Genomic DNA, 13,506 nt, shown 5'->3' with positions numbered 1-13,506 from the left:
TTTTACATCAAGTATGTTTTAAGCTTAAAATGAGATTATTTCAAGATTCCACGCGAGATCACAATCTTCTGAACTTCAGAAGTTCCTTCGTAAATTTGCGTAATTTTCGCATCACGCATCAATCTTTCTACATGGTATTCTTTTACATAGCCATAGCCTCCGTGTACCTGAACAGCCTCCACGGTGGTTTCCATCGCTACTTTTGAAGCAAACAACTTAGCCATTGCGCTCAATTGTGCATAATCTTGTCCCATATCTTTGGCACGGGCAGCTTTCAGTACAAGCAAGCGGGCAGCTTCTATGTTGGTAGCCATATCAGCCAGTTTAAAAGCAATTGCCTGGTGTTGATGAATAGGTTTACCAAAAGCCTTTCTTTCCTGGGCATATTTAAGAGAAAGCTCATAAGCTCCTGAGGCAATTCCCAAAGCTTGTGCAGCAATACCAATGCGCCCACCATTGAGGGTTTTCATAGCAAATCTAAACCCAAAACCATCATCTCCAATTCGGTTCTCCTTGGGCACTTTTACATCCGTAAACATCAACGAATGTGTATCAGAACCACGAATGCCCAGTTTATCTTCTTTTTTACCCACTACAAATCCTTCCATGCCCTTTTCTACAATCAGCACATTGATTCCTTTTTGTCCCTTTTCGGGGTAAGTTTGAGCAATCACTAGGTAGGTATCGGCAATACTTCCGTTGGTAATCCAGTTTTTGGTACCATTCAACAAATAATAATCACCTTTGTCTTCGGCAGTTGTACGTTGCGAGGTAGCATCAGAACCAGCTTCAGGCTCTGACAAACAAAAAGCCCCAATTTTTTCACCTGCTGCCAAGGGCTTCAGGTATTTTTCTTTTTGTTCCTCAGTTCCATAAGCTTCTAATCCCCAACATACCAGTGAATTGTTCACAGACATTGCTACTGAGGCTGAAGCATCAATTTTTGATATTTCTTCAATAGCTAACACATAAGATACAGTGTCCATACCTGCACCTCCGTATGTTTCATTTACCATCATCCCCATAAAACCTAACTCTCCCATTTCTTTGAGTTCGGCAAGTGCAGGGGTTTGGTTGGTATCGCGTTCTATCACACCAGGCAAAAGCTTGGTTTGGGCAAAATCACGGGCAGCATCTCTTACTTCTATATGTTCTTCAGTCAAATAATCAGGTGACTGGGTCGGAATTGAAATCGTATCAGGCATAGAAAATATTAGTATTGTTATATTTTAATGTTATGCAAACATACGATTAATGACCAATAAAAAAAAGCCTGAACACGAATGTATCAGACTTTATACATAAGCTACTACAAGTAGCTTCGCTTAAAATATTGGCAATGAATAGGTTATTCTTTTAGCTCTTACCTTTTAAAGCTTAGAAAATATTCCATTTTGTATTTTTTAAAGAATAATTTTATAGCAAAAAACATATCAATAAAATACAATAAGGTAAAACTAGTCGCTGGCAAGCATCTGGAATACATAATATAACAAGAAAGTAAGCGAAGCCAACGCTCCTACTACATAGGTCATAGCTGCCCAGTGTAGGGCATCTTTTGCCATTGCCTGCTCACTGGTAGTCACAATTTTATTATCTTCTATCCAGGCGAGTGCACGCTTGCTTGCATCAAACTCTACAGGTAAAGTAATAAAACTAAATAAGGTAATCACAGAATAAGAAGCTACTATGATAGTAAGCACTGTTTGGTAACTAAATAAGTTAAAAATAATGCCTCCTAAGAAGCTTAAGATAAAAATCGTGTTCAAAATAGTAGAGCTTGCATTTTGAACAGGCACCAACATAGAGCGAATTTCGAGCATACTATACGCTTGCGCATGTTGTACTGCGTGTCCAGTTTCGTGGGCTGCCACTGCAGCAGCGGCGGCCGAAGCTCCGTGAAACACTTCTTCGCTTAATGCAATGGTTTTAGTGCCAGGGTTATAATGATCACTTAGCCTACCTTCTACACATACTACCTCAACGTCGTATATCCGGTGATCCTCTAACATTTTTTGAGCTACCTGAGCTCCCGTAAGGCCTGATACAAGTGTTTCTTGTGAATACTCCCTAAACTTTGATTTCAGGCGATTTTGCACTAAAAAACTAATAAGTAGGAAAACAACAAAAATGATTACAAATGCCATATACAATTTTATTTAAATGATAAATTAAGTTTGACGCTTTAGTTATACGAAAAATCTCATTTTGAGTTATTGATGTACAGTAAGGATTTTCTCAATGATACTTGACGTAGAGTAACCTTCTACCAACTCAATGGTTTCCACGCTTCCACCCTTAGCCAGCACCACATCAGCCCCTATAATATTTTCTATTGCATAGTCATTACCTTTGGTAAGAACATCAGGCAACAATGTTTTGATCAATTGCAAAGGGGTATCATCACCAAAAAGCACCACTGCATCTACAAACTCAAGTGCAGCAAGCAGTCTTGCTCTCGCTATTTGAGGAATAATTGGACGGGAGCTACCTTTGAGTCGCTTGATAGAGTCATCGGTGTTTAACCCTACCACTAGTTTATGCCCTAATTGTCGGGCTTTTTCAAGGTAATCGAGGTGCCCCAAGTGAACAATATCAAAACAACCATTGGTAAATACAACTTTATTACCAGCTGTTTTCCAAGTACTTATTACGGGCAACAACACTTGTTCAGAAGCGTATATTTTATCAGATGTAGGCATTTATTGTCAAGCTTTAGTAAATCTTTTCAGTATTTTAAAAACAAATTTACACTGAATCGTTCAAACAAATATGAATATCTACTTACGAATTATTAAAAATATTGAATTATGCATGCACCAACAACTGAAATAGTTCTCTTGGAAAACTTTAAAACCGCTAAAATATATCTGGAAGAAGAAAAAAATGCCCTCATCGTAACTATCACCCGCTCTTATATCCCTATGAATGAATTCAAGGAAATATTCAATAAGGCTTATGAGTTTATTCCTTTGTACTCGATAAAAAAGCTCATATTTGATAAAAGAAAATTAATGGTTTTTCACCAACCTTCTATGGAGTGGTATTTTGTTGAATGGAAAGAAAAAGCTTTTAATATGGGGCTAAACATCATCAGAAAGGTATTACCTGATGATAAGATATTCAAACAAAGTGTAAAAATAGGTTGGTCTAAAATAGCAAATGAGCACCCCAACGCTAAATTTCATCAAATGAACATTGCCTATGTTCATTCAATAGAACAGGCGCTCAATGACTAGAAAAAAAGAAAGCGGTTATTGTACCGCTTTTATTTCCTCCTCTGTCATATCTTCTTCAGGTAAAGATTGTGCGTTTTGCCTTTTAGTCATGGCGGTGCTCAACCACAGGGCTACCCCACCAATCATAATGGTCACTAGTGTTTGTGCAGCATGCATAAAAGTAACAATACTCAAAACTTCGTCTTTTTGTGGGTTCTTACTTGCCAGGTAATACATTAAGACGGGGGTAATCAGAATATGGTAGGCACCTATACCTCCTTGAACTGGAGCCGCCATCCCTATTCCCCCTACTACCAACACCGTAAAACCTACCCAAGGGCTAAGGTCTGACGTAATTGGAAAACATTGAAATAACACAAATGCCATCAGATAATACATGGCCCAAATACCAATGGTATGGAACCAGAAAGCTCCTTGGTTTTTTACTTTTAAAATACTTACAACTCCTTCCAAAACTTTCTTGACAATGTCCATTCCTTTGGCATACAAAAGTGATTGCTGTATTTTTTGTTTAAATCGGAAAAATATCAAGACTGTGAGTAACAATAAGCCCACCCCGGCAATAACAATTAAATAGAACTTACTTTGTAAACCTGATAGCTTAGAGCTAAAAGTACTGGTAATAATTTGTGTTATCTGATCAACTTCTACGGCAAGTAGCATGACAATTAAAGTACCCAAGATCAGTACATCAATGATACGCTCTAATACAATGGTACCAAATGCTTTAGTAGCAGGTATACGTTCCATTTTCTGTAATAAACCACTTCTTGCTACTTCTCCTCCACGGGGTACAACTAGGTTGATAAAGTAGCCTGACATCACGGCAAGAAAAGAAGTATAAAGAGAAGGAGTATACCCCAATGGTTTGAGTATAATATTCCAACGGTGAGCACGCATGAGGTGACTTGTAAAAGTCAAAACAGCAGATAAAACAACCCACTTGTAATCAGCTTTTTTGAAAGCCTCAGCAATTAGTTGAAAGTTAAAATCCTGAAATAAGTAAAGTAATAAAGCTGTAGCTATTGCCAGAGATATTACATATTGCAAAACTTTACGAACAGTTGCGCTCATTGGAAAATAGTCAAGTAATATATGTTATTATAGAGAAGCTATCGAGGTGTTAATCACCTGATTGTTTTCGTCAGGAAATATCACCCGTGGCTCATACTTTTTAGCTTCTTCTATTTCCATCATTGCATAGGCAATAATAATAATCAAATCGCCCACTTGTACTTTTCGGGCAGCTGCTCCATTCAGGCAAATCTGCCCTGAGCCACGCTCTCCCTTAATTACATAAGTCTCAAGTCGTTCACCATTGTTAATATCAACGACTTGTACTTTTTGATTTTCAAATAACCCAGCAGCATCCATTAAATCTTCATCAATAGTGATGCTTCCTACATAATGCAATTCAGCTTGAGTTACTTTTGCTCTATGTATTTTTGAATGTAAAACTTCTACCAACATTATAAATATTCTTAGTTTCGAAATATTGGAGGCAAAAATATTAAAAAAATGTTACTAAATACTACCTTCTAAAACCAAGAAACCAAATGAAGTAGCGACACATTCAAACATTTTGTTTTTTGTAATGCTCTGATAGAACTATTCTAAGGAATTGTTCAAAAATAAATTTACACTCTGAGAGGTGATTTTTCGCCTTGATACTTCGGTATTTTTAGCCTTTGGCAGAGCTCGGCACAGCGTAGCTGTAGCCATCGGTTTTTGCCCGTAGCGCTGCTATGGGCGCAAAAAATAGCCTCATTTCAAAACAAAACCTCTACCTCAAGAATAGCAATTTAATTTCTCACCATTCCTAAGACTTAAAAGATACCCTTTTTATCAAATAAAAATACATTATCAATCAAACGTACATCGCCCAAAAATGCTGCAATACATAAAGACACTTGAAAAGTATCACTTACTGAATCTACAGTTTCCAGTGTTGCACTTTTCACTACTTCAAAATATTCTAACTGTAAATCACTTAAATCATTGAAAAAATTTTGTATTGTTTGCTTAGTTTTACTCACACCATACCCCTCAAGCAAAGAGTGTCTCGCCAACATTAAGGCTTCGTATAATTTGCTGGCTATCGGGCGTTGTGAAGCTGTTAACCTCAAATTACGTGATGACATAGCTAAACCATCATCTTCGCGTACAATAGGACAACACACCACCTCAAGGTCAAATAACAGGTCTTGTACCAACTGATGAATAATTATAAATTGCTGCAAGTCTTTTTGCCCAAAGTATGCCCGGTGAGGCTTTATTAAGTGAAATAGTTTAGAAACGACCAAAGCCACCCCATTGAAATGTCCAGCGCGGTGCTCACCTTCCATTGTTTGCTCAAGGTGCCCAAAACTAAAAGAAGTTTTCGCAGGAACAGGATACATAGTGTGGGCATCGGGCAAAAAAAGTACATCACAATGGTGGGCCTCCAGGAGTTTTTTATCTTCTTTGATAGTTTTAGGATAATTTTTGAGGTCTTCTACGTTATTAAACTGGGTAGGATTTACAAAAATACTGCAAACTACTACATCATTATCTGCCTTAGCCCGGTCGATGAGCGACAAATGCCCCTGATGCAAAGCCCCCATAGTAGGTACAAAACCAATACTGTACTGCTGCTTCTCGACCTTCAGATGGTTTTTTAGATCAATAATATCTTCAAAAATAAACATGTTTTAATGCAATTCTAAGTCAAATGATCACAATATTAAAGCATTTTGTCTTTAAAAATTGAAATCTGCTATATTTTTTGTAAATTTGCACGCCCATTTTTTTATTTTACCTCATTTCAATTAAGATTTTTGATATGCAAAAGACTCGAGTATTATATGTTGCCAGTGAGATTAACCCTTTCCTTGAAACATCTCAAGTAGCTGATTTTGTTAGGCGGTTACCGCAAGCCATGCAAGAGCGAGGGATGGAAATTAGGATATTGGTTCCTCGTTTTGGTTTGATTAATGAAAGAAAAAATCGTTTGCATGAGGTGGTAAGGCTATCAGGAATCAATATTACAGTAGGTGAAGAGGAAAAACCACTAGTGATTAAGGTAGCGTCTATACCCAATGCCAAGCTTCAGGTATATTTTATTGACAACGAAGATTACTTCCACCGCAAGTCTGTTTTCTTAGATAAAGAAGATAATTTTTACGAAGACAACGATGAGCGAGCCATTTTCTTCTGTAAAGGCGTATTGGAGACAGTGAAAAAGTTAGGCTGGGCACCAGACATTGTTCACTGTAATGATTGGATCACAGGATTGATTCCTATGTACTTAAAAACTACCTATAAGAATGATCCGGTATTCAAAAACTCCAAATCTATTTTTACCATTTACAATAATTACTTTGAGTATAAATTTGACAAAAATTTGTTAAACAAAGTAAAAATGGTAGATATTGAGGACGACATGCTAACTTCCATGCAATCTACCGACTTTGATGGTTTTGTTAAAGTAGGTATTGAGTATGCAGATGCTGTCATCAAAGCCGAGGAATCTTACAGTGAGAGCCTCAACAAACTTTTCACCGAGTTTGAACAAGACAAAAAAATCGATTCTATCGAAGCAGATGAAAATTTATCGGATTCATATTATAACCTTTACAATGAACTGGTCGGAGTTAATTAAGAGACGCGCGAATTTATTATTACTTATCACCATTTTTTTTATTTCTTGTGAAAGTCCAAAAAACATAGGATTAGATCATCCAAACCCCAATGGTTCAATTGGGGTTTTTTTTGAGGATAGTTTTGACCTGCAACCCAAAACAGTGTTGCTCGACAGTATGCCTACCTCAGGTAGCCATATAGTTTTAGTAGGCGAACACTCAGATCCTGTATTTGGAGACATAAAAGCCAACGCTTTTATGGATTTATCTCCTTCTTTTCTTGTGGACTCTTCAAAAATCACCCTTACAGGTACCAATCAGGTTTTCAAAAGTCTTACTTTAAATTTACCACTTAGGTATACTTATGGGGTAGATTTTTCGCAAACTGATGACCCACAAACAATTGAAATTTATGAGTTAAAAGACACACTAGAGCTAGGTAAAACTTATATTAACACTGATGTAGTAGAATATGATGCCACCCGTTTGCTTGGCACGGTTACATTTAAACCCAAAGAGCTAATAGACACTAAAGCTGGTGCATTAGGAGTTGAAATTACTGATACAGACTATCAGCAAAGAATTTTTAATGCTACTGTGGGCAGAGCTACCTTAGATGAGTTTATCAATCAGGTAAAAGGGATAGCTATTGTGTACAAATCAGGAAGCAGTAATGCCATTCTTGGGTTCGACCGTACTGTTGCTAGTCTAAATATGGCATATTCGGCAGAGGTAGATGGACAAATCAATAATGACCTAATCTATAGTGTATTTTTTAGCAATGAAATTAACCGTACCAATACCGTCCCTGTTTTCAATCAAATTCGATCAACCAATAGATCAAGTGTACTTAGAGCACTGAGTAACACCACCACTGAGGTAGAAGGCACTCCCATCCTGCACACTCAAGCGGGTACAGGAGTAGTGGCACGTATAGACTTGGTAGATGTGTTGAAGCTTAAACAAAAGGGGGAGGTATCTATCAACAAAGCTGAATTAGTTTTCTCGCCATTGCTAGAGACAGTAAACAATAAAGCACACCCTATACCTTCACACCTCATACTTATACAAGCCAATGGCAATAACTACGACAGGTTGCCTAACGGACGTTCTGCCTTATGGGTGAATGAAGAAGTGCCCAACCTTGACAACTTTGGACGCCACTTATCAGTGTATAACAGTGTATTTAAACACTACACCTATAACATTACCCAGCAATTACAGCAGGTATTGAACGGTTCACAAGGTACCCAACTATTTGTAGTACCCAGTGCCCTCACTAGCGACAATAACCATACAGGAGCTATAGGAGGAGAAAGTGTTACCAGGCTAATGATTGACAATCAAGCCTCATCTAATCGTAAAATACAATTGAAAGTGTTTTATACAATTGTAAAACAATAACCCCAATTTTTAGAAGTTTATTCTAAAGCTGTTGGCTTGTACATAGGCTTTCTGAACAACAACAGTAAGTCTATATACAAGCCCATAGGGTATACAAATATAAATAACTACCTAAAATTAATATTTATGTGTGGAATAGTAGCTTATACAGGACACAGAGAAGCTTTTCCTATAATCCTAAAAGGACTAAAAAGACTTGAATATAGAGGGTATGACAGTGCTGGGGTTGCCTTACTCAATGGCGACTTGAGTGTGTACAAAAAGAAAGGTAAGGTAGCAGAACTTGAAGAGTTTGTTGCAGGACAGAGCCTTGATGGAACTATAGGAATAGGGCATACACGTTGGGCAACCCACGGAGAGCCCAATGACACTAACGCTCACCCTCATCAGTCTTTCAGTGGCGATTTAGCTATCATACATAATGGAATTATTGAAAACTATGAATCTATCCGTCAGGAGTTGGTAAATAAGGGGCACCAGTTTACCAGTGATACTGACACAGAAGTGTTGATTCATTTCATAGAAGATATTCAAAAAAACTCCAATACATCTTTAGAAGAAGCAGTAAGATTGGCCTTGCAAAAAGTTGTGGGTGCTTATGCAATTGTTGTAATGTCACACAAGGAACCTAAACAACTGATTGCCGCTCGAAAGGGTAGCCCACTAGTAATAGGTGTAGGCAAAGGTGAGTATTTTATTGCATCAGATGCAACCCCTATTGTAGAGTATACCAATGAAGTAATTTACCTGGATGATAGGGAAATTGCAGTAATAGATGGAGACCAATTAAGCATTAAAAATATAGACTCTGTGCCTAAAACTCCCTATATCCATACCATTGATATGGAACTGGAAGCTATAGAAAAAGGAGGCTATGAGCATTTTATGCTAAAAGAGATATTTGAGCAATCAAAGTCTATTACGGCCAGCATGCGGGGAAGAGTAGTAGCTGACAAACATCGTTTGCATTTGGGTGGTCTTACTGAGTACTTTAACCGTTTGATGAGTGCAGATCGAATTATGATTGTGGCTTGTGGTACATCATGGCACGCAGGGCTAGTAGCAGAGTATTTGTTTGAAGAGTTTGCCAGGGTGCCTGTCGAGGTTGAATATGCTTCTGAGTTTCGATATAGAAACCCTGTTATCAGAGAAAATGATGTAGTGATTGCCATTTCTCAATCGGGTGAAACCGCCGATACACTGGCCGCCATAGAGCTTGCCAAATCAAAAGGAGCCATTATTTTTGGCGTATGCAATGTGGTTGGCGCCTCTATTCCGAGGGCTACACAGGCTGGTGCTTATATTCATGCAGGTCCCGAAATAGGTGTAGCAAGTACCAAAGCTTTTACTGGACAAATCACTGTACTTACTATGATGGCATTGATGCTTGCTCATAGAAAAGGAACTATTTCTGAAAGTAAATTCAGAGAATTTTTAGCTGAACTTGAAAAGATTCCAGCCAAAGTAGAACAAGCTCTTAAGTTAAACGATCAGATAAAATATATTTCAGATGTATTCAAAGATGCCCGCAACTTTTTATACCTCGGACGAGGCTATAACTTTCCTGTGGCTCTCGAAGGAGCTTTAAAGCTTAAGGAAATTTCTTATATACATGCTGAAGGATACCCAGCTGCCGAAATGAAGCACGGACCTATTGCTTTGATTGACGAAGAAATGCCAGTGGTGTTTATTGCTACAGCAGATAGTAGTTATGAAAAGGTAGTATCTAATATTCAAGAGGTGAAAGCACGCCGTGGAAAAGTAATTGCCATAGTAACTGAGGGGGATACTCAAATTAAAAATATAGCAGATCATGTAATTGAAATTCCTAAAACACCAGAAGCACTCACTCCGTTAATTTCGGTCATACCTTTACAGTTATTGTCGTACCATGTGGCAGTAATGCGTGGATGTAATGTAGACCAACCACGAAACCTTGCCAAGTCGGTGACAGTAGAGTAAAAACCAAAACATCATTAGTATTATTTTAATTAGCGTTGGTATTTTATTAATCATCAACGCTTTTTTTATAAAAATTTTTCAACAAATATTTGTAATCTCCCATCTTATCACTTTATTTTGCTCGTGATAAAGAAAATGGTCATCATTATCAATTCAATAACTTAATTTCTTTATCGATTTATAAAGAAGCGCTGAGAGAGTAGGCTCGATGAAGCGCTGGCAACCTGCTACACAGTAAGGTGCTAAGTCCTACCTAATTTATTCATTAGGAAAGATAAATCAATAGCAACATGATTCAATCTACTCTTACATTATTCACCTTTTCTTTTTTTAACTCTCAATTCTTGGCTACAAGAAATAATGCTTTATGTGTTTTACACCGAGCATGTTGTTGTTGTTAATTCCTACTCTACCAAAAGGTTCGTGGTCATCTTCATGCATTTTCACAAAGTATAAGATCGCGCCCCACGACTTTTCTCTTTCATAAATTCTTTTCAAAATCCACTTAATTTAAAATACAATGTCGAAAACATATCACTTTGATACACTTCAATTACACGCTGGACAAGAGGTAGACCCTACTACAGGAGCCCGTGCTGTACCTCTTTATCAAACTACTTCTTATGCTTTTAAAGATGCGTCGCACGGAGCCAACCTATTTGCCCTAAAAGAGTTTGGCAATATCTATACACGCATTATGAACCCAACAACCGATGTGTTTGAAAAACGTATTGCAGCCCTTGAAGGAGGAGTTGCTGCTTTGGCAACTGCCTCGGGTCAATCGGCACAATTTATTGCACTAAATAATATATTACAAGCAGGCGAAAACTTTGTATCTACGTCGTTTTTGTATGGGGGCACCTACAATCAATTCAAGGTAGCTTTTAAACGTTTAGGCATTGAAGTGCGCTTTGCTGATGGAGATAAAGTGGCAAGTTTTGAGCAACTCATTGATGAAAAAACCAAAGCTATTTATGTAGAAACTATTGGTAACCCAGAGTTTAACGTGCCAGATTTTGAGGCAATCGCGGCTTTGGCACAACGCCATGATTTGCCATTGGTGGTAGACAATACTTTTGGAGCTGCCGGGTATTTGTGCCGTCCAATTGAGCACGGGGCTTCTATTGTAACTGCTTCGGCTACTAAGTGGATTGGTGGACACGGTACCAGTATTGGAGGGGTCATCATTGACTCAGGCAAATTTAATTGGGGGAATGGTAAATACCCACAGTTTACAGAGCCTTCAGAAGGATATCAAGGTCTTAACTTTTGGGAAACTTTCGGAGCAGATAGTCCTTTTGGCAACATTGCCTATATCATAAGAGCCCGAGTAGAGGGATTGCGTGACTTTGGCCCTGCCATTAGCCCTTTCAACTCTTTCTTATTGTTGCAGGGGTTAGAAACACTTTCATTAAGAGTACAACGTACTGTAGACAATGCTTTGGCACTGAGCCAATGGCTGGCACAACACGAACAGGTGGAGTCGGTAAACTACGCAGGATTAGCCACTAGTGAATACCACCAACTGGCAAAAAAATACCTCAAGCATGGGTTTGGCGGGGTGCTAAGTTTTAAAGTAAAGGGAGGCAGAGAAAAAGCGGAGGCGTTTGTAAACAGCCTGGAACTAGTGAGTCACCTGGCTAATGTAGGAGATGCTAAAACGCTGATTATTCATCCAGCTTCTACCACTCACCAACAACTGTCAGACGAGGCTCAATTGGCAGCTGGTGTACATCCAGCTCAACTAAGGGTATCGGTAGGTATAGAACATATAGACGACATTAAAGGAGATTTCGAACAAGCGTTTGCCAAGGTGTTTGGCGAAGCAGTGTTAGAGTCTTGATATAAGAGCAATAGCGAAAGTGGTACAACAATGTGCCACTTTTTTTTGAAACGATTGAATAAAAAACAATGTCAACATTTGCACACCAGGGGGTATACTCACTGGAATCAGGAGAAAGTCTGCACGGGTTTAACATAGAGTACAAAACACTGGGTAAACTCAATAGTAAACGTAATAATGTGGTATGGGTGTGCCACGCATTGACCGCCAACGCTGAAGCTGATGATTGGTGGGAGGGGCTCATAGGTAATGGACAGGCCATTGATCCAGCAAAGCACTTTATTGTTTGTGCCAATATGCTGGGGTCTTGCTATGGATCTACCCACGCTTTGTCAATAAACCCTGACACCCAACATCCCTATTACCACAACTTTCCAATACTTACTAACCGAGACATTGTGGGAGCAATGGACTTACTCAGACAACACTTAAGTATAGAAAAAATACAGGTTTGCATTGGAGGTTCTATGGGTGGGCAGCAAGCTATAGAGTGGGCAATCATACAACCAGATGTGATAGAAAACTTAGTTTTGTTGGCAACTAATGCCCGGCATTCTGCCTGGGGCATTGCTTTTAACGAGTCGCAAAGAATGGCCATAGAAAATGACCATTCGTGGCAACAACCTACACCCACCGCAGGTATGGCGGGGCTCAAGGTGGCACGATCTATTGCTTTACTGTCTTATAGGCATTATGGGGTGTATAAGGCTACACAAACCGATCAGGATACTTCAAAACTAGAAAACTTCAGGGCTACTTCTTACCAGGAATACCAAGGCAAAAAACTTCAGAAGAGATTCAATGCTTACGCTTACTGGACACTGTCGAAAGCGATGGATAGTCACAACGTAGGGAGAGGACGAGGCGGAGAAAAAGCGGCGTTGACACGTATAAAGGCACGTACTGTGGTAATTGGGGTAGATACTGACGTGTTGTTTCCAGTATCAGAACAAAAATTTTTGGCAGCTCACATACCCCAGGCGCAATATTATGAGATACAATCATTGTATGGACACGATGGTTTTTTGATTGAGACCAGTAAGATTACTGACATCATTCAACAGACCAACTATTTAAACAATACTTTAATATATAATTAGTTGAACATTGACATGGATAAACAGCACAAAATTGGAATGTTTGGGTTTGGATGTGTGGGGCAAGGGCTTTATGACATCTTGGAAAAAACTAACTTTAGGGCAGAAGTAGTAAAAATTTGTGTGAAAAATAAAAGTAAGGAGCGATCACTACCAGCTCATTTTTTCACTTATGATGCCTCATCTATTTTAGATGATGACAACATCAATCTTGTAGTGGAGTTGATTGATAATGCTGATGAGGCTTACCAAATTGTGACTACTGCACTAAAAAGAGGTAAAAATGTAGTGACTGCCAATAAAAAAATGGGTTGCGGAACATTTGGAGGAGCTATTGCAAC

General features: G+C 38.6%; 12 protein-coding genes, 1 pseudogene and 1 riboswitch. Of the genes and pseudogenes, 7 read left to right on the top strand and 6 right to left on the bottom strand.

Annotation, left to right across the window (positions count from 1 at the left end; translation table 11 throughout):
* Positions 1 to 35: 35 nt before the first annotated feature.
* The 3 genes from M23134_RS32615 to rfaE2 form a co-directional block, all read right to left on the bottom strand.
* Positions 36 to 1,205, bottom strand: a complete 1,170-nt coding sequence (locus tag M23134_RS32615; protein ID WP_002704121.1) for an acyl-CoA dehydrogenase — start codon at positions 1,203 to 1,205, stop codon at positions 36 to 38.
* Positions 1,206 to 1,457: 252 nt separating this feature from the next.
* Positions 1,458 to 2,147, bottom strand: coding sequence for a zinc metallopeptidase (locus M23134_RS32610; RefSeq protein WP_002704119.1), 690 nt, complete (start codon positions 2,145 to 2,147; stop codon positions 1,458 to 1,460).
* Between the two features lie 66 nt (positions 2,148 to 2,213).
* Positions 2,214 to 2,702: a D-glycero-beta-D-manno-heptose 1-phosphate adenylyltransferase gene (rfaE2, locus tag M23134_RS32605; protein WP_002704117.1), complete on the bottom strand. Its 489-nt coding sequence runs from the start codon at positions 2,700 to 2,702 to the stop codon at positions 2,214 to 2,216.
* Positions 2,703 to 2,810: 108 nt separating this feature from the next.
* On the opposite strand from rfaE2, the gene M23134_RS32600 reads away from it, so the two are divergent.
* Complete coding sequence (locus M23134_RS32600; RefSeq protein ID WP_045114805.1) at positions 2,811 to 3,239, top strand: hypothetical protein; 429 nt, start codon at positions 2,811 to 2,813, stop codon at positions 3,237 to 3,239.
* Between the two features lie 15 nt (positions 3,240 to 3,254).
* Here the strand turns inward: M23134_RS32600 and M23134_RS32595 are convergent, their stop codons facing one another.
* The 3 genes from M23134_RS32595 to panC form a co-directional block, all read right to left on the bottom strand.
* Complete coding sequence (locus tag M23134_RS32595) at positions 3,255 to 4,313, bottom strand: lysylphosphatidylglycerol synthase transmembrane domain-containing protein (protein WP_002704113.1); 1,059 nt, start codon at positions 4,311 to 4,313, stop codon at positions 3,255 to 3,257.
* Positions 4,314 to 4,340: 27 nt separating this feature from the next.
* Positions 4,341 to 4,709 (bottom strand): aspartate 1-decarboxylase, encoded by a 369-nt coding sequence (gene panD, locus M23134_RS32590; protein WP_002704106.1) that lies wholly within the window; start codon positions 4,707 to 4,709, stop codon positions 4,341 to 4,343.
* 356 nt (positions 4,710 to 5,065) lie between these two features.
* Entirely contained in the window at positions 5,066 to 5,926 is an 861-nt protein-coding gene (gene panC / locus M23134_RS32585; protein ID WP_002704104.1) for a pantoate--beta-alanine ligase, read from the bottom strand.
* A 134-nt stretch (positions 5,927 to 6,060) separates the two neighbouring features.
* Here panC and M23134_RS32580 point away from each other — a divergent pair, with 134 nt between their 5' ends.
* The 6 genes and pseudogenes from M23134_RS32580 to M23134_RS32555 all read left to right on the top strand — a co-directional run.
* The gene (locus M23134_RS32580) at positions 6,061 to 6,879 is read left to right on the top strand and encodes a glycogen/starch synthase (RefSeq protein WP_002704102.1); all 819 of its coding nucleotides are present in this window, start codon (positions 6,061 to 6,063) and stop codon (positions 6,877 to 6,879) included.
* Complete coding sequence (locus tag M23134_RS32575) at positions 6,857 to 8,263, top strand: DUF4270 family protein (protein ID WP_157558763.1); 1,407 nt, start codon at positions 6,857 to 6,859, stop codon at positions 8,261 to 8,263. The genes M23134_RS32580 and M23134_RS32575 overlap by 23 nt, the downstream gene beginning before the upstream one ends.
* A 126-nt stretch (positions 8,264 to 8,389) precedes the next feature.
* Complete coding sequence (gene glmS, locus M23134_RS32570) at positions 8,390 to 10,225, top strand: glutamine--fructose-6-phosphate transaminase (isomerizing) (RefSeq protein WP_002704098.1); 1,836 nt, start codon at positions 8,390 to 8,392, stop codon at positions 10,223 to 10,225.
* A 175-nt stretch (positions 10,226 to 10,400) separates the two neighbouring features.
* Positions 10,401 to 10,506: riboswitch (SAM riboswitch) on the top strand.
* 239 nt (positions 10,507 to 10,745) lie between these two features.
* A complete protein-coding gene (locus tag M23134_RS32565) occupies positions 10,746 to 12,068 on the top strand; it encodes an O-acetylhomoserine aminocarboxypropyltransferase/cysteine synthase family protein (protein WP_002704096.1) in 1,323 nt (440 codons plus the stop codon).
* A 68-nt stretch (positions 12,069 to 12,136) separates the two neighbouring features.
* Positions 12,137 to 13,168, top strand: coding sequence for a homoserine O-acetyltransferase family protein (locus M23134_RS32560; RefSeq protein WP_002704094.1), 1,032 nt, complete (start codon positions 12,137 to 12,139; stop codon positions 13,166 to 13,168).
* Positions 13,169 to 13,180: 12 nt separating this feature from the next.
* A pseudogene (locus M23134_RS32555) lies at positions 13,181 to 13,506 on the top strand (hypothetical protein); the annotation flags it as partial.

Source organism: Microscilla marina ATCC 23134 (genome assembly GCF_000169175.1).
GTDB classification, from domain to species: Bacteria; Bacteroidota; Bacteroidia; order Cytophagales; family Microscillaceae; genus Microscilla; species Microscilla marina.
Note: the sequence above shows the minus strand (reverse complement) of the source record. Positions and strands in the feature narration are given on the sequence as shown.